Raw genomic sequence first — 18,104 nt, 5'->3', positions numbered from 1 at the left:
GGCATCCCGATCACTTTACCTACAAGTGGGTATTCTGTTTATAGAAGTGTTAATACTTTCCTGATTATATACTATATTCATCGAAAACCTTTATCTTTGCACCCGAAAATGAAATGTGGAAAGATTTGAGTAGCTTGCAACCACAGAAAAAAATGCTAAAACAACATCCTTTTCTGACGGCTCCGTGCTGATGCTTCTACTCACATTTATCTCCATACTTCTTTTAATTTTTAATTTCTAATTTTTAATTTGAAATGGGATATTTATTCACATCCGAATCGGTGTCTGAAGGACACCCCGACAAAGTGGCCGATCAAATATCGGACGCTGTGCTTGACAAACTGTTGGCTTACGACCCCAGTTCGAAAGTAGCTTGCGAAACTCTGGTAACTACCGGACAGGTAGTACTGGCTGGAGAAGTGAAAACCAAAGCGTACGTTGACTTACAACTCATTGCGCGCGAAGTAATTCAGAAAATCGGCTATACAAAAGGCGAGTACATGTTCGAAAGTAACTCGTGCGGTGTATTGTCCGCCATTCATGAGCAAAGTCCCGACATTAACCGTGGCGTAGAGCGTCAGGATCCTATGGAACAGGGTGCAGGCGACCAGGGTATGATGTTTGGTTATGCTACTAACGAGACCGAAAATTACATGCCTCTTTCTCTCGACCTGTCACACCGCATTCTGCAAGTGCTGGCCGACATCCGTCGCGAAGGTAAGGAAATGACTTATCTTCGTCCGGACTCTAAGAGCCAGGTAACCATTGAATACGATGATAACGGCACGCCCGTACGCATCGATACGATTGTAGTTTCTACTCAGCATGATGATTTCATTCAGCCGGCTGACGGCAGCGAGGCTGCCCAGTTGAAAGCGGATGAAGAAATGCTTGCCACAATTCGTCAGGATGTCGTTAATATCCTGATGCCACGTGTCATAGCTTCCATTCATGCAGAGAAAGTTTTGGCATTGTTCAATGATCATATCACTTATCACGTCAATCCTACCGGAAAGTTCGTTATCGGCGGACCTCATGGAGATACCGGTCTGACAGGGCGTAAGATTATTGTAGATACATATGGTGGTAAGGGTGCTCATGGTGGCGGTGCTTTCTCAGGTAAAGACCCCAGTAAGGTAGACCGCAGTGCTGCTTATGCTGCCCGTCACATTGCCAAGAATCTGGTAGCTGCCGGTGTAGCCGACGAGATGCTGGTACAGGTATCTTATGCTATTGGTGTGGCGCGTCCCATCAATATTTACGTCAATACTTATGGACGCGGTCATGTAGCGATGAGTGATGGTGAGATTGCAAAGAAGATTGATGAACTTTTCGATCTTCGTCCGAAAGCCATTGAAGATCGTTTGAAACTCCGTAATCCGATTTATCAGGAAACTGCAGCTTACGGCCATTTGGGACGTGAACCGCAAGTAATTACCAAGCACTTCAAATCTCGTTATGAAGGTGACAAGGATGTAGAAGTAGAACTCTTCACTTGGGAAAAGCTGGATTATGTGGATAAAGTGAAGGCTGCTTTCGGTCTGTAGTATTTTCCTTTCAGTTAGTAATCAGCGTAGCTTTACAAGCTATTTATATAGAAGCCGTCTTTCTCCATTCCGTTTTGCGGGGGAGAGGACGGCTTTTTATTTTCTTGTTACATCTTCTTAATCAGCCATTCCATGACTTTTCCCACTCATTTGTTCGGGAGCTAAACTGGTGTTTACTATGCAAGTTATGGCGAATAGACTTCTCAATAATAATGTAGATGTGCGCTTTTTTAGATTATTCTGTTTAATAATAAAACATTTTCTCTGAATAAAGAGTTATTTATATGGCTACGAAGATATAATTTATTTGTGATTTGTCATTATCTTTGTAGGCTTGGAATAATGCCAACGGTGTTATTAAATAATTGAAGATTCACTTTTGAATTGATTAAGAATGGGCAATATCTTTAAAAAAATATTCTCTTTAACGAGAGATAATGAAAGTAAACCGGATTTCCAGACTTGCTGTACTCTTATGGAGATTTTTGATGAACAGAAAGTAAAGGCTATTGTAAAGCACTGGCTTTTGTCCATTGATGAATATGAGACTATACCGGATGATATCGTTGCATTGAACTTCAATCTGTGGGAAGCTGTTGAAGAAGATGGTGGAAGTTGCTATACACTTGAGTTGACGGGTGCCAAACAGTATGATGCAGAAGATGATGACTGGGCATGCGAAGAGGATTTTGATCCAAGACTAAGAAACTGTGATGCATTGCAACTTTCGAGTGCAATCCCATGGGAGAATATATTGAAAGGACTGGTAAAAGTCTTGAAAGAACTGAAGGTTGAGTTAGGGGAGATAAATCTCTTTCAGGTGGAGCACATAACTGTTGGATTTACGGAAGGGGATCTGGAAGTTATAAAATGAATCCTTCTGCAAATTGCCGTAAATAAACATAATTTTAAGGTAATGCTACTTGGAAAATGAGCTTGGTGTTTGCTTATATTGTTTCACAAAGCAACGGGTGAAGTACTTGGGGTCATTAAATCCCACCCGGTAGGCTATTTCTGATACAATGACATTATTGGTGCTACTCTCTAATATTTTCTTGGCAATCTGTAGCCTGTATAATTGGATGAAACGTACCGGTGGAAGTCCGGTGAGTGATACGAATTTCTTATAAATTACTGTATAACTGATGTTCAGTCTTTCTGTCAGATCCTTTACACCGAATTGAGGATCAGCATAGTTCTTTTCCAGAATATTCATAACTTCGTTCATGAACTGCTGGTCGGGCTGTCCCACTTCCAGCAGGATAGGATTTAAGTCTTGTTCTACGAATTTCTTCTGACGCAAATCCCTGTTCTTCAAGATGGAGTCTATGTGGGCTAATAATACGGATTGTTCGAAAGGCTTGGTGATATATCCGTCTACTCCGTTTTCATAGCTTTCTATCCGGGCAGTCTCACTTGAATTTGCCGTGAGAAGCAGGAAAGGAATGTGACTTAAAAACTTGTCCTCGCGCAGTCTTTTGCAGAAGTCGGAACCATCGCATACGGGCATCATTAGATCAGATACAATAAAATCGGGCACGATATTCTGGGCTGTCTTATAGCCTTGCTCACCGTTGTTTGCTTCAGCGATATTGTATTTTTCTTTCAGCATATTCTTGATATAATGACGCATATCGGGATTGTCTTCTACCAATAACAAAGTCGGCTTGCTCCTGTCTATAGGAATGAACGGCTCGATTTTGTCTTCAACGGGTACGGGCTCTTTATATTCTTCATGAATTTCATTCTCCGCTGTGTCCGCCAGCGCAATGGGGAAATATAATCTGAAAGATACACCTACTTTTTCCGAACTCTTGACTTTAATTGTTCCACCTAATAGGTTGATAAGCTCTTTTACGATGTGAAGTCCGATGCCCGTACTGCTCTGTCCGTAGTTTGTATATTTGTTCTGTTCGGGTATCCGGTAGAAACGGTTGAATATTTTGTCTATTTCGTCAGGAGCTATTATGCTGCCACTGTTGGTGACGGAGATAAACTGCATGAGTTTGTTCGACTTGTCGATGAATTGGTTGGCATGCAATGTGATTTTTCCTTTATCGGGAGTATGCTTGATGGCGTTGGATAATAGATTGAACAGTATCTTATGCAGGTTTTCCTTATCAGAATAGATATGGTCACTCTTCAGGCGGTATATCTTTTCAAAGCTGATATTTCGTTCTTTCATCAGGCTGGAAAAGTCGGTTGTTGTTGTGTTCAGGAACTTGCTGAAGTTGAATTGAGAGTAATTGAGCGTTAAGTTCTGGGTATCGATCTTGCGCAAGTCAATCAGTTGGTTGACCAGTGAAAGCAGGTATTGAGCATTCCGGTTGATAATCTGTAAGTCCTCTTTTTCTTTGGGATCGGTAGTTTGCCTGACAAGCTGGCTTGCCGGTCCTTGTATCAGGGTCAGGGGTGTCTTAAACTCGTGTGCGAGGTTGGTGAAATAGGATAACTTCTCTTTATTGATAGCCTCCATCTGTTCGGACATGATTTCTATCTTTTCTTTCAGAAGTTTCTGGATATGTTGTTGCCTTGCATTATACCAATAGATGATATAAAGTAGAATGGACATTATCAATATAGCGATAAGTGAGTAGAACCATCCTGTTTTATAGAATGGAGGATGTACAATAATGCTGAGACAGGTGGCCTTGGTAGACCATGTGTTGTCTTGGTTGGTGCATCGTATTTCCAGCGTATATTTTCCCGGCGGCAGGTTGGTGTACTTGGCGTTTCTCTTTACCAATCCTGTGTTCCAGTGCTCCTCCAGTTCATGAATGCGATGGAAGTAGAATACCTTTTCCTGTTCGATATAATCCAGGCAGCTGAATGTGATTTCAAAGGAATTCTGCGGTGGATATAAATGCAGTTCCTTGGTTGTTGAGATACTTACAGGCAGATTATCGCTGTTCAGATAAGGTATCAGCTGGCTGCCGTTACAGACAACACTGGTGAGGGTTATCGTCCGCTGCTTTTGCTTGGGCAGGTTTACTAGCGGGCTGAAAGTTACGAAACCATCGATAGTTCCCAGTAACATATTGTGATTGATGGTCTTACAGCCCGATCTTTTATAGAACTGGGGCACCAGCAACCCGTCTCCTTCATCGAATTTGAAGGCCCGTTTTGTGTTGATATCGAAGAAGTAAACACCTTTTAGGGTACTGATCCACAGGTTCCCGTTCTCATCGTCCAGAATGTTCGAGATGCTGGTGTCCGAAAGACCGCAGCGCACGGCATAGTTCTTGAATGTATATTTTTCGTTGTTGCCGTTGTCTTCCAACAGGTAGATGCCATTTCCGAGGCTACCCAGATAAATCTCCCCCTTTTTAGTTTCGAATATACAAGTGATCTTTTCATTGATTTTGCTTTCGGGATCATCCAGTTTGTGCTGATAGTATATACATTCGTAGGTATTTCTGGAATTTTCCAGATCGATGACATACACGCCGTTTCCGCCAATCCATAATCTTGACTGTGAGTCGATGAAGATTGTATTCATGTTATGAACGGGTTCTTTGGACTGTGTGTAGAACTTTAGCCGGTTGATGGTTCCCGTAGAGAAGTCGAGTGTATTGATATGGCTGCCGTTGCATATCCACAATGCATTCCGGACAGAGTCCAAGGCTATGTCATGGATGTCATCGGAGGTCAGGGAGGAATTCAAACTGTTGTAATGTTCGAATACGGGATGTGATAGATTATTTTTGTCCAGTTTATCCAGCCCTCCGCCTATTGTTGATATCCAGTAATTGCCGTGCAGGTCCTGAATGATATCCGAGATGTTGTTGTGAGCCAGTGAGCGCGGATCTCCCGGGCTGTGTTTGAAGAGCGAAAAGGAGTCAGCACCTTTCCTCTTAATAGCAAGTCCGCCATCTACAATTCCTGCCAGGATGTTTCCTTCTTTGTCTTCGAGCACTGTGCTGATGATGTTGGGTACTCCTTTCTCATACCCTTGCAGTGAATAATTGAAAGTTATGCGTTGCGGAGCCATGATATTAATTCCGCCGAAGTCGGTCCCTACCCAGATATTATCATTCTTATCAACAAATATCCGGTTGATGATATTATCATTCAGGGACCGGGTTTGTATGCCTCTGCTGAAAGTAACGAATTGATCATTTCGCTGGTATATGTTCACTCCGTTTCTGGTTCCGATAATGATGTCGCCTGATGAGTTTTTATCAATATCCGTGATGAAGTTGGAGGAAATGCTGTGAGGATCATTGGGGTTATGCTGATAGAGTATACAGAACTGATTCTGGGTGTTATAGCAGTATAAACCACTTTGAGTACCGATCCACAGATAGTCACCATACGAAAACAGGCGGTTGAAGATTAACTGAGAAGTATCTAAGTTTGTAACTACGGGTATATTGCTATAATCTTGTTTGCCCGAAGGGGTGAAATGCAATAAACACTTGTCGCCTCCCGCCCAGATATCACTACCGTGTTTTACAATGGTTTTGATATTCACGTCTTTCTTCAATATCCGGATATCTTTTATCTGCCTTTCTTCGTTCAGAATGATGTAGGCGAGTCCGTCACTTTTACCCACCCAGAGATTATTGAAATCGTCGACAAGCAGGGCCTGAACGGGAGAGTAAAGCACATTATTATTTTTACCGGAGTATTCCTTATAGAAGTTGAGATTTTCGTGAAGGAGATCAATGCTCATGATGCCGGCTTCGGAAGCTACCCACAAATAGTTGTTGTCGTCTTCGTCAATGTCATTAATATAATTACTTTCAATAAACTGATACGGTTGCCTGGGAGCTGTGGAGTAGTGTTTCAGTTCGTAACCATCGTAACGGTCGAGCCCGTTGGAGGTTCCGAACCACATGAATGAGTTGCGATCTTTGTGTATGGTTCGGATGGAGTTGTCGCATAATCCGTTCCGGATAGTAAGATAAAGGTAATTGTATTGGTTTGGATTATTCTGAGCAAGTGCTAAACCCTGCCCCTGCAGGAAGCAGAGCAGGGTTGTGATTAGCGTTATTGTCTTCGTATACTTCATATCCGGCCCGGAGATTTAGTTATTGAAAACTGATCCAGTCGATTTCAACTTTACCGTTTTCTTTTAGAGACACGTATAAATCGTGGATACCGGTCTGAGCGGAACGAACCGAGGATTCAATATTCGTCCATTTATCGGTTTTGGGAACTTTTATTTCCGAGATAACCGGACCGTTTGTTCCGTTTATACGTATTTGCAGTGTTCCTCCGTTGTCCGAGGTTACTCTTGCTTTCACTTTCCGGGGAGTACTATCTCCGAAGTTCACCCGGTTGTACTGCACCCATGCACCGTTTTTGCTCAATAAAGTTTTCCAACCTTCGAATTTGTTTGCCTGGTTCAGGTAATCGATGGTCGCTCCCTGATTGCTTAACCGGCTGTAGCGATCCAGTTGAATTTCTTTCCGGGCGTCTGTTATGCCCACTCCGCGCAGGGTAGGGGTTACTTTTTGGATAGTGCCGTCCGCGTTGAAGAATAAGGAGTCGACCCGTGCCGATCTGTTTTTATCGAATTCGGGGGAGTAATCGTTGTGGTGATAGAACAGATACCACTGGTCTTTGTATTCCACCAATGAGTGGTGATTGGTCCAGCAATCGGTTGGTGATTCATCCATAATGATACCCTTGAACTCGAAGGGGCCCATGGGATTGTTTCCCATCGCATAAGCCAGAACTTCCGTTTTTTCCTTTACCCAGGGGAATGTGAAGTAATATTTTCCGTTGCGTTCAAAGGCAAAAGGTCCTTCTTTGAAACCTTCGGGTAATCCTTGAATTTGCATGGGTTCTGAGGCAAGTTCAAGCATATTGTCTTTCAACTTTGCTACTGACATTCCGCGGCCTGACCAGTATATGTAGGCTTGCCCGTCTTTATCAATGAGCACGCAAGGGTCGATGCCGTTGACTCCTTCGATGGGAGTGGCCTGCGGGGTGAAAGGGCCGTAAGGCTTGTCGGCTATGGCAACTCCAATGCTGAAACCGCGTTTGCCTTCGCCTTTAGGGGTGGATGGGAAGTAGAAATAATATTTCCCATTCTTGTATACACATTCGGGGGCCCACATGGAATAGGAGTCAGGAGCCACCCAAGGTACATTTTTCTGGCTTAGGATCACTCCGTGGTCTGTCCAGTCTACCAGATTGTCTGACGAGAAAACATGGTAATCTGCCATACAAAACCATTCTTTCAGACGCTCGATGGGGCTTGGAATGTCATGTGAAGGATAGACATACATCTTGCCTTCAAAAACTTTGGCGGTGGGATCGGCAGTGAACTGATCCGTAATAATGGGATTCTGAGCTTTTAATGTACCTATTATTACCAGAAATGCGGATAATAAAAATAGTCTTTTGTTTTTCATAAGTTGACTGTTTTTAATGTGTACGGGCTTTCTATTTCTTCATCCGGACACAAAGATAAAATAAAAATAATAGGAAGCCCCGAAATAGGGCGACTTCCTTTTATTGTAAAGTGACTTTGACAGATTGCAGGTCCTGGGCTGCGGAACTTGTTCCGTAGAATAACTCGTACTCACCCGGTGCCACACGCATGGTATTTGTAGAAGGATCGAAACATTCGAATGATTCGGATGGCAACTCTATCTTGACATCCTGTTGGGCTCCTGTTGCGAGTTCTACACGTGCATAGGCTTTCAGGGACTTTAATGGTCCATCAGCATCATCTGTTTTGCGTATGTAAACCTGTACGATTTCAGTTCCGGACCGTTTGCCTGTGTTGGAGACCGGTACAGTCAAGGTCAGCGACTCATCTGTACGGAGTTGGGTTTTGTTGCAACTGGCTGTACCTATGGCGAAATCCGTGTAACTTAATCCGAATCCAAATGGGAACAGAGGGTCGGACATATATCGGTATGTACGTCCTTTCATGGAGTAATCCTCATAGTCGGGAAGTTGTTTCGTATTTTTGTAGAAAGTGACGGGCAGCTTGCCGGAGGGGTTATAATCACCGAACAGCACATCGGCTACAGCATATCCACCCAGTTCTCCTCCATACCATGCCTGGAGAATAGCGTCGCAACTTTCCGTTTCGGGCAGCAATGCCATAGACGATCCGGAACAATTGACAAATACTACTTGTTTTCCGGCATCTTTCAGAGCTTTCAGGAAGTTTCGCTGTACGGCGGGTAATTCTATATCTGTACGGTCACCCCCTTTGAAGCCGGGAATATTTACAGGCATTTCTTCCCCTTCCAGTTGTGGCGAAATGCCACCTACGAAGACCACTACATCTATGCCTTTAAGTTTCGAAATGCTTTCACTGTAATTGATCGGGAATTCTTTTCCGAGGTTGAACTTCAGGTTTGCAGCCCAGTTTTCTACTTGTGCATAGAGTATTTCTATCTTATATTCTTTCCCCTTCTCCACTTGTAGCATGGTGCGGGTATCGGTGGTTCTCCAAGTGCGGTGTTTAGTCATCGACTTGCCGTTTACCAATAATTCAAAGTAACTGCAACCTTCGAGATTGAGGAGAATTTCGCCTGATTCCTTCGGGATTAATACGGTTTCGTATTTGGCTGAGAACTTTTCAAGATTCACTCCCGGGCCGAAAGTATGTAATCCGTATGTAGTCACGTTGATAGGCTGGGTGGTACGGAGTGAAGAGACAGGCTCTCCCTGGCGTTCTGGATTGTTCCAGAATGTAGCTTTTATGCCGGGTTTCCCATCTATGCTGCATTGGTCAAGATAGGATTCCAATGTTTGGTCATTCACCAGGTCACAGCCTTTCATGTAGACGATCTGATTCTTTTTCAGTTTACTTTTGAAGCCGTCCAAGATGGTAATGGTCTGATTCGGAGTTCCGTTGTAGTTGCCCCACAGCATAGGTTTGTCATCAGCGTTAGGACCGATAACCGCAATCTTGCGGATGGATTTACTTAAAGGCAATACATTGTTCTTGTTCTGTAAGAGTGTCATTGTCTGGCGTGACATATTCAGTGACAAATCTTTGTGAGCCTTACAGTTGACTACCGACATCGGTATTTTTGTCCAGTTCACTAATGACGGGTCATCCATTTCTCCGAGTTCAAAGCGTCCTTCCATCAGGCGGAGCACATGTTTGTTCACTTCTTCTTCCGTTATCAATCCTCTGGATACGGCTTCCGGTAGTTTCTGATAAGCGTATCCGTATCCACATTCCACATCTGTACCTGCCATGGTTCCTTTGACGGCTGCATGTACGGCATCGGAGGAACTTTTGTGGGAAGTCCAGAAGTCGGCAATGGCTCCACAATCGGAGACTACGAGATATTTGAATCCCCATTCATCACGGAGTATCTGTTGAAGCAGACGGGTGTTTCCACAACAAGGATCATCGTCCAAGCGCTGGTAGGCACACATCACTTCGCGTACATCGGCTTTTTGTACCAGTGCCTTGAATGCAGGCAGGTAAGTTTCCCATAGGTCACGGGGACTGACGTTGTTCAGATTGGCTGTATGACGGCTCCATTCCGGACCACTATGTACGGCATAATGCTTGGCACATGCAAGCAATTTACGATACTTTTCATTTTCAGGTCCCTGTAATCCTTTTACCACTGCGATACCCATTTGAGAAGTCAGGTAAGGATCTTCCCCGTAAGTTTCCTGACCGCGTCCCCAACGGGGATCACGGAAAATGTTTACATTGGGAGTCCAGACGGAGAGACTGTGGAAACGGACGTCTTCCAGTCCGTTGCGTACGCGTTCGTTATGTTTGGCACGCATTTCATCGGAGACTGCATTGAAGATTTCGAATACCAGTTTGTCATTGAATGAAGCGGCCATTCCTACAGGTTCGGGGAAGACGGTTACATTTCCCTGATTGGCTACTCCGTGAAGGGCTTCACTCCACCAGTTGAATTTCTTTATTCCCAAGCGTGGAATGGCTTCCGAATCATCACACATCAAGAGCGCTTTCTCTTCTAAAGTCAAGCGTTTTACTAAATCCTTCGCTCTTTCTGCCGGACTTAGTTCAGGATTCTGATACGGCAATGTTTGCCCCCACCCCGATAGGGAGAATAACAAACCACAGATTACTAATACCTTTTTCATAATAATGTTGTTTTCATGGTATAAAATTATGTTTTCATTTCTTGATTGCTAAGGATGATATTTCCCCAGTATTCTAATTTCGTCTCCTGAAATATCGACTTCGAACAATATTGGTCTTCGTGGGCCTAGGTTCTCGGAGTCGAGGCTTTGGTGATGCAGGCACATTAACAACTTTCCATCGAATGTACGGAACAACATACCATGCCCTGAGTTATTGGATATCAGAGGAGTATTGCACTGAACCCACGGACCTGCAAGTTTACCCGACTCGGAGAAAGCCACTCCCTGTGCACAACGGCTGTTACTCCAACTGGACCACAGTATTCCTAAACGTCCCGTATCCGTCCGGAACAGAAAAGGCCCATCTGCCACATAACCTCCTAGTGCCATACCGATAGTGAGCTCGCCTATCGATTTCATTTCTCTTGGCCATGGGGCATCGGATGCTCTGAAAAGGGTGGTAGAGGTTCCTATTGATTCTGATAGTTCCGGAGTCAGTTGAACGTAGTCGATCATCCCGTCTACGGTTTGCATCCATTCGTGACAAAAGACCATATAGGGCACTCCGTCTTCTTCCCAGAAAGTACCGTCGAGTGTAGACCAGTCCTCCGGCAGATAGTTCTTGTCGCTGATGGGATGGTAAGGACCTGCTGCTTTGTCGGATGTAAGGATATGGGTGGCACGGCGTTGTACATTGTATCTATCAGGTACAGTGTCTACTATGATCTTGGGATTGGTAAAGGTAACGAAACAATAGTATTTACCTTTATATTTATGGAGCTCCGGAGCCCATATTCTTGGCGCGGTTCCAATCCAGGAAGTTGTATCCACAGTAATGTATTGATAGGGGCCTGTCCACTTTTTCATATTTGTACTTTTCCATAAACTACCGCCACTTCCAACCAGATAATACATCTGTGTTTCTTCATCGGCCAGGATAAAGGGATCGCTTAGCTGTAAAGAGTCAAAGGAAGTGGTGTCTATCTTATCTCCTTCCTTGCCGCCAATAAATGTATATTGTTTTATCGGCTCTGGGCTCTTAGTCTGGTTACAGGCAACCAGATTAAGAACGAACAGAGTTATTGTGAAATGAAACAGTATCTTCATAGTTGCAAGTATTGTTAAAACTACATCTGTATTATGTGAAGTATCATTTGAATATCAAGCCTGGGCCGGCTATGATACTTTCCAAAATAACTATTCGAATGTTAATGTTAAGTGCAAAAATAACAGGTAATCCCCTTAATAAAGGGTATAAAACTGTTTTTGAGGAGGATTTTTCTTGCTGCCAGGGCGTATATGTGGCACAAGTGTTATATTTGCAGGACACAAATCCATGGCAGCCTGCTTCCTGAAAAACTCAGTCATCTTTTTAAAAGTCTGCTCATTGAAAGTTATAGGACCGTGCTGTCCCTGGGGTACGGTAATAAACTCTTCCAATCGTCCTTTTGCACTTAAAGTATCTTTAAAGAAGACACTCTGGCAATGAGGAACAACGGTATCGGCATCCCCATGAATCACCAAAAACTTCGGATCCTTTTCGTCGATATAAGTCATCGGATTCAAAAGGGTCAGCACATCCATGTGTTCAGCCGGTGTCCCTCCTATCAAGGCCGCCTCAGGTGAATCTGCCCCTTTGGTCGTAGCACAGTTTTCCATGCGCGTCATGTCTATCGGTCCGAACCAATCCACCACTGCATCCACCCGGCTGCTAAAGGAAGTGCAATCTCCCACATTTCCTTCGATGTCCATCTCCGTATCACCCACCTTATATACTTTGACTCCATTGGTAGTGCCGGCCAGTGAAGACAAATGGCCGCCCGATGAAAATCCGGTGATACCGATAAAGGATGTATCGAGCCGGTATTCATCAGCATGGGCACGGATAAAGCGCACAGCTGCCTTCACATCATTGATCTGCGCCGGAAACTTCGCATCGCCACTGGAACGATGGTTGATGGAAACCACCGCAAATCCCCCGTCGAGCAACGGTTTCCCCATCGCCTGGAAAGCCATCTGCTTCATATTATTGGCAAACCAGGCGCTACCGTAGATCAAGACCACCACTTTATATTCAGTCTGTCCTCCATCGGGCAGATAAATATCGAGTTTATGTCCCTCCAGACTGTCATTAGCATAGTTGATATCAGTCCATTGCGTAATCTGTCCGAAAGACATGAATGAATAGAACAACGCACACACAAATCCAAAAACAAGTTTCATATTTTTCAGTTTATTAAAAAGTTGACAATTATTTAAAAAGAAGCGGAGCAAACTCATTCAATGCTCTGCGCCACGTGAGCCATTCATGGGCCGTATCGGGAGATTCATAATACACATATTTAATTCCCTGTTTGTCCATCATCTGCCGGAAAGCCTTTACTACTCCGGGGAAAGGATGCGGTTCGGCCGTACCAAGTCCCAGAAAGAAAACCTTAAACTGAACGTTTACAGCCTTAGCATCTTTAAACTTCCCATTAAGGAAAGTAGTTGCATCCAGCGGTTCGGTACTCGGATAATTGGACGTACCACTGAAACCACCATAATAGGCAAAATGCCCGGGATTATTCATGGCAATATGCATAGTTTGGTTAGCCCCCATCGACAATCCTGCAATGGCGCGGTCTTCACGACCGGATAAGGTACGAAACTTCGCATCAATCATCGGAATGACTTCGTTCATCAGCACTTCTTCAAAAATAGAAGCAGCAAAAGGCGACTTTTCACCGGGCTTCGTAGCGTATCCATTGTCCATTACCACCAACATAGGAACTGCCTTTCCGGCGGCAATCAGATTGTCCAGAATCAAATTGGTCTTACCTTGTCTTCCCCATCCCGTTTCGTCCTCAAAACTACCATGTTGCAGATAAAGCACCGGGTAACGTTTATCTTTATTATCCCCATATCCCGCCGGAGTATAAACAAAACAACGCCTCCATGCTTTTGTCAGATTGGAATAATAATTCATCTCACTCAGCAAGCCGTGAGGAACATCTTTCAAGGCATAGAAATCGGCATCATGAGCCGGAACCTCTATACCACTGCCCCAACGACCCGCTCCATAGAAATAAATGGTACCCGGATCAGGAACAGCTGCTCCGTCCACATTCAGCTGGTAATAATGGAATCCCTCCTGTTGCGGAGCGGACTCGCCTGTCCACACACCCTTTTCATCTTTGGTAAGGTCATACTTCACGCCACCCAAATCGAGTTGTACTACCTTTGCTTCGGGTGCCGAAATTTGTACACGAACCTTACGCTCCGAATTGACCTGAGGATAAAGCTTCCCCGGTTGATTCACTTCCGATGGTTTGAAATCCTCCACTGTCTGCGCAAAAGATGGTAAGCCTACGCTTACCATCCATGACATCATACTCCAAAATAAAATTTGTTTCTTCATAAATTAGATATTACTTCTTAAATAAATTCGGTAAAAATTCATTCAGACATCTGCGCCAGGTAAGCCATTCGTGGGCTGTTCCCTGCGATTTATATGAAGCTACACGGATATTCATGCCTTGCAGAGCCTCAATAAGTTGTGCGGTTCCCATATTTTCTTCCGTTCCGCAGCCCAGGAACAAGTAATGTACTTTCTTGTTGAAAATATCGGCATCAGCAAACACTCCATTGAAGGCATTCTTTACATCCAGTCCGAAGATAGCTCCACTGAAACTGCCAATATACGAAAATTTATCAAGATTGGTCAAAGTAATGTCGAAAGTTTGCTTGCCACCCCATGACAGCCCCGCCATAGCACGGTGTTCGCGGTCAGTATAAGTACGGAATGTTTTGTCCACCATCGGGATAAGGTCATTTATCATCAGAGTGGCAAAAGAAGAACCATACAGGTTACGTTCATCATTCACATTCTTTCCGGGACGCGGGCGGAATCCCACTTCTACATCGCCACTTTCCATCACCACAATCATGGGCACACATTTACCTTCGGCAATCTGGTTATCGAGAATGTTGTACATGTAGCCCTGTGTGCTCCATCCGGTTTCATCCTCGCCCATGCCGTGTTGCAGATAAAGCACCGGATAGCGTTTCTTTGTATTTTTTTCATATTCGGCGGGAGTATAGACCACGCAACGACGGAAACGCTGCTGGCTTTCAGCATAGTAAGTACAGGTGCGCACCTGTCCGTGGGGCACATTCTGTGGGCGGTAATAATCGCCTTCTTTACCCTCAGGCACTTCTATCCCACTTGCCATACGGCTACAGCCAAAGTAAGTACAACTCATGGGGTCGATAACCGAGAAACCGTCCACCAACAAGAAGTAATAGTGGAAACCAACTACCAACGGGTCAGTCTTCACTGTCCACCAACCCTGTTCATCTTTATCCATATCATACTTCTTGCCGCAAATATCCACCTGCAAGCGTTTTACGTCGGGTGAAAAGATGCGGAAATAGGCACGGTTCTCCTTATCCAGACGTGGAAAATCGCAACCGTGCATATTCGATGAGGCTTCCACCGTATTCTTTATTACTTCCTCTGTGGTGGGAAGTTCCTTACCCATTATCTTCAGCATGGCGGCAGCATAGCGGCGGCCCAAAACGCGATAACCGGCAGCATCAAAGTGCAGATGGTCGGCAGCACAGCTCAAGCCTTTTGACGAAACAACGGCACAGTTCTTTATCACCTGCGGCAAGGTTGCTATGATCGGATTCATGGCGGCACAAGTACCCCCGTGGTCGGCATTCACTACCTCACCGGCCAGTAAAGGAACTTCTTCAGCTTTCAAATTTAAATCAGCCAGCAAGTTGTCATATACATCCTTTACTTTTGCAGGCCATTCCTCTTCTCCCGTGTTCGATTCACCCTGGTGCAATAAGATACCTTTTATCACGCCATCTTTCTGTGCTATTTTAGCCATCTCCACTAAGCGGGCATAAGGATCGTTGTCATACTCCTTGAGCATACCCAACATCCATTGCGGAGCTGTCTTGATATATTCCCCGCGCTTGTCTTTCTGGAAAAGTTCTATCTTGCAGCCGCCCACTGCTACATGCACCACACCCACACGTACATTTTCCGGAAGGTTCTCTATCATTGTCCGCCCAAAGTAGTCTACGGGAGTCAACCCCGTACGCTGACGACACAGCGGAGCACGTGCCGGATACCATTTACCCTTTACCCTGCCCAATTCTTTATTGTCTACAGCTGACAACACTTGGAAACGCGGACTTACCAATGTGTCCTGAGCCTCATAGCGGGCATTCCCTTCCATGTTCGATTGTCCCAGACACAGATAGATATAAAAGTTTGCATCTTGTGCAGATACAGTCAGGCTTGTAAGAAGCAGACCTGCCAACAAAGCCATAATAAGTTTTATACTTTTCATTTTTATTTTATATTGATAATAAATATAATAATTTGCTCTAAGTTTTTCGGCATTGCCGGTGAGTGCGTAAAACAAGCATGCGATAAATAATAACAGCTTTTTCATTCTATTCAATTATAAGGTTTCTACTCGTTTGCTTTCAAATGCAGTAAGTGCATTGCAAAGAAAGACTTTTTTTGCGGTTTAAATCACTTCCCATGTAACATAAACCTTTCTCTATAGCTCATTTCCATAAAAAAGTAGAACTTATCGGGCAATTGGATAAAAGATAAGGTGAAGGATGTGAGGGCTGAAAAGCGGATATATTGATGGTCTACTCATAACGACAAAAAGGCCATACTAATATTTCTTTCAGTATGGCCCTCATGAACTTTACCTATAATATCTATCGTCCTATTGAAATAATGAATATCATTTTTATTAATTTGCCCAACCGCGTACCTGATGTATTTGGTCGTTGATTTCGATTATATTTTGTGGAAGTGGCCAGTATTCGTTCTTGCCCTCAACGAATTTAAGTGTAATGTTAGCTTCGGCATATGGGTGACGTATGTCATACACAAGCTTGTGAGGTCTACTGCCACCGGAAGTCCAATATTCGTCAGTTTGATAAGGAACGTTATCAAGCACCTTGTCGTAGCACTGCTTGGCAATACCCCAACGAACGATGTCGAACCAACGGCAGCCTTCGAACCAAAGTTCATATTGCTTTTCGTTTTGAAGCACTTCGAGGTCAACAGTGGCAGATACGGTTGCTGAACCTGCGCGTTGCTGAATCTTGTTGATATACTTCTTAGCTTCATCCGGCTGACTTGATAAACAAGCTTCTGCATAAATCAGATAAGCTTCACCCAAACGGGCAATGCAGAGGTTTGTATTGTTACAGTTGTCACCTACAGAGAGATCAGCGTCGTTAGGATGCATCATCATCTTCACTTCCATCACGTCACTACGAGAGAATGAACCATAAGTATTGGTGATGCCACGGTTTTCGTCAAATTCTTTATCTGCGCGAGTAGTGCAAGTAGCATCGCTTTTCCAACCGCAGAGTTTTTCATCGTAAAAGAATTCGTCAGAAGTCAAGAAAGTAGCTTTACGACGATAGCTGTCACCATCGTTTGCCAGCATTTTGTGAGCAAACTCATGATTGATAGAGCCACCACCCCAACCACCGGCTGAGCAAATAAGTGGACTCGTACCACCACCTTTAATATCATCACCACGCCAGTTGAGTACGTTGGCCACCATCCAACGGCCACGATTATTACCACCTCTCCATGAGTCTGTACCACCTGCGGCCGCTGTATTAGTAACATAGTTGAATTCGAAAATCTTTTCTTCACAACCATCACCTTCTACGTGGAACAAGTCACGGAAACGTTCACCCGGAACGAGGTCGTAGTTTTGAGACTCTACAAGGGGTTTCATTACGCTAATCACCTTGGCATTGTCACCTGCAAAAAGAGCAGACTTACCGGCTACGAATCGAGCGAAACCTTGAGTTACAACCCAAGCACCTTCTTGATCATTCTTACCTTTACGTTCGGGCAAGTCAGAAAGAGCCTCTTCACATTCTTTCACGCACCAATCAAAGATAGCCTTCTGTGACTCTGCATTCACCGGTTTTTCATCGGTGATGAGGTGATCAATCAAAGGGGGCTGATAATACACCTGTGCAGCCAGCATGTGTGCCCATGCACGCATCACCTTAGCTTCGGCAACAGCTTGTTTCTTAACAGGAGTATCAGCTGTTTCACCAAAATAGTGAATTATCAAGTTGGCAGAATAGATTGCCTTATAGATGTGATTATAAAGCGTACTGATAGGGGCATAGCTGGGATCATAACGGAACTCATTAAGTCTACGGAAATCTGCATGGTCGTCAATGTTACCACCGGCTGCAAACACGTCGTCGGCAGAGTAGTTAAGACCCATGATATATGCATTCCAGATACCTTCAGTAGCACCGATTTCTCCGATATAAGTAGCATACATGGCTGTCAACGCGGATTCGGCATCCGCATCAGTCTTGTAGAAGTTAGCTGTACTGCTGGTTGCTTTCTGTTCCACATCAAGCATGTCTTCACACGCAGTAAACATCATACTTGAAAGCAAAGCGATTGATAAAAATATTTTTTTCATATCTCTTTCGATT

At 44.2% G+C, this 18,104-nt stretch carries 10 protein-coding genes; 2 read left to right on the top strand and 8 right to left on the bottom strand.

Annotated features, from left to right (window positions below):
- The first annotated feature begins 254 nt into the window (after nucleotides 1-254).
- A complete protein-coding gene (gene metK, locus BACINT_RS04775) occupies nucleotides 255-1,547 on the top strand; it encodes a methionine adenosyltransferase (RefSeq protein WP_007661011.1) in 1,293 nt (430 codons plus the stop codon).
- A 475-nt stretch (nucleotides 1,548-2,022) separates the two neighbouring features.
- A complete protein-coding gene (locus BACINT_RS04770; protein ID WP_044154867.1) occupies nucleotides 2,023-2,421 on the top strand; it encodes a hypothetical protein in 399 nt (132 codons plus the stop codon).
- A gap of 45 nt (nucleotides 2,422-2,466) precedes the next feature.
- On the opposite strand, the gene BACINT_RS04765 is transcribed toward BACINT_RS04770, so the two are convergent.
- The 8 genes from BACINT_RS04765 to BACINT_RS04730 all read right to left on the bottom strand — a co-directional run bounded on the left by BACINT_RS04765 (nucleotide 2,467) and on the right by BACINT_RS04730 (nucleotide 18,091).
- A complete protein-coding gene (locus BACINT_RS04765) occupies nucleotides 2,467-6,561 on the bottom strand; it encodes a hybrid sensor histidine kinase/response regulator transcription factor (protein ID WP_007661009.1) in 4,095 nt (1,364 codons plus the stop codon).
- A gap of 19 nt (nucleotides 6,562-6,580) precedes the next feature.
- On the bottom strand, nucleotides 6,581-7,912 hold the full coding sequence (locus tag BACINT_RS04760; RefSeq protein ID WP_007661008.1) for a family 43 glycosylhydrolase: 1,332 nt from the start codon (nucleotides 7,910-7,912) through the stop codon (nucleotides 6,581-6,583).
- A 100-nt stretch (nucleotides 7,913-8,012) separates the two neighbouring features.
- Nucleotides 8,013-10,601, bottom strand: coding sequence for a xylan 1,4-beta-xylosidase (xyl3A, locus tag BACINT_RS04755; RefSeq protein ID WP_007661007.1), 2,589 nt, complete (start codon nucleotides 10,599-10,601; stop codon nucleotides 8,013-8,015).
- Nucleotides 10,602-10,649: 48 nt separating this feature from the next.
- Nucleotides 10,650-11,708 (bottom strand): glycoside hydrolase family 43 protein, encoded by a 1,059-nt coding sequence (locus BACINT_RS04750; RefSeq protein WP_007661006.1) that lies wholly within the window; start codon nucleotides 11,706-11,708, stop codon nucleotides 10,650-10,652.
- Nucleotides 11,709-11,843: 135 nt separating this feature from the next.
- Complete coding sequence (locus BACINT_RS04745; protein WP_044154778.1) at nucleotides 11,844-12,824, bottom strand: alpha/beta hydrolase; 981 nt, start codon at nucleotides 12,822-12,824, stop codon at nucleotides 11,844-11,846.
- A gap of 28 nt (nucleotides 12,825-12,852) precedes the next feature.
- Nucleotides 12,853-14,001: an alpha/beta hydrolase gene (locus BACINT_RS04740; RefSeq protein ID WP_007661004.1), complete on the bottom strand. Its 1,149-nt coding sequence runs from the start codon at nucleotides 13,999-14,001 to the stop codon at nucleotides 12,853-12,855.
- Nucleotides 14,002-14,011: 10 nt separating this feature from the next.
- Complete coding sequence (locus tag BACINT_RS04735; protein ID WP_052302173.1) at nucleotides 14,012-15,949, bottom strand: sialate O-acetylesterase; 1,938 nt, start codon at nucleotides 15,947-15,949, stop codon at nucleotides 14,012-14,014.
- A 420-nt stretch (nucleotides 15,950-16,369) separates the two neighbouring features.
- Nucleotides 16,370-18,091 carry a RagB/SusD family nutrient uptake outer membrane protein gene (locus BACINT_RS04730; protein WP_007661000.1) on the bottom strand — a complete coding sequence of 574 codons (1,722 nt, stop codon included), beginning with the start codon at nucleotides 18,089-18,091 and terminating at the stop codon, nucleotides 16,370-16,372.
- Nucleotides 18,092-18,104: the final 13 nt, after the last annotated feature.

Origin of the sequence: Bacteroides intestinalis DSM 17393 (assembly GCF_000172175.1) — a bacterium.
GTDB lineage: Bacteria > Bacteroidota > Bacteroidia > Bacteroidales > Bacteroidaceae > Bacteroides > Bacteroides intestinalis.
This window is presented reverse-complemented; position numbering and strand designations above follow the sequence as displayed.

Excerpts from the sequence above, each read along its gene's own strand:
- metK (WP_007661011.1), top strand. The coding sequence starts at position 255 with ATGGGATATTTATTCACATCCGAATCGGTGTCTGAAGGACACCCCGAC.
- BACINT_RS04770 (WP_044154867.1), top strand. The coding sequence starts at position 2,023 with ATGGAGATTTTTGATGAACAGAAAGTAAAGGCTATTGTAAAGCACTGG.
- BACINT_RS04765 (WP_007661009.1), bottom strand. The coding sequence starts at position 6,561 with ATGAAGTATACGAAGACAATAACGCTAATCACAACCCTGCTCTGCTTC.
- BACINT_RS04760 (WP_007661008.1), bottom strand. The coding sequence starts at position 7,912 with ATGAAAAACAAAAGACTATTTTTATTATCCGCATTTCTGGTAATAATA.
- xyl3A (WP_007661007.1), bottom strand. The coding sequence starts at position 10,601 with ATGAAAAAGGTATTAGTAATCTGTGGTTTGTTATTCTCCCTATCGGGG.
- BACINT_RS04750 (WP_007661006.1), bottom strand. The coding sequence starts at position 11,708 with ATGAAGATACTGTTTCATTTCACAATAACTCTGTTCGTTCTTAATCTG.
- BACINT_RS04745 (WP_044154778.1), bottom strand. The coding sequence starts at position 12,824 with ATGAAACTTGTTTTTGGATTTGTGTGTGCGTTGTTCTATTCATTCATG.
- BACINT_RS04740 (WP_007661004.1), bottom strand. The coding sequence starts at position 14,001 with ATGAAGAAACAAATTTTATTTTGGAGTATGATGTCATGGATGGTAAGC.
- BACINT_RS04735 (WP_052302173.1), bottom strand. The coding sequence starts at position 15,949 with ATGAAAAGTATAAAACTTATTATGGCTTTGTTGGCAGGTCTGCTTCTT.
- BACINT_RS04730 (WP_007661000.1), bottom strand. The coding sequence starts at position 18,091 with ATGAAAAAAATATTTTTATCAATCGCTTTGCTTTCAAGTATGATGTTT.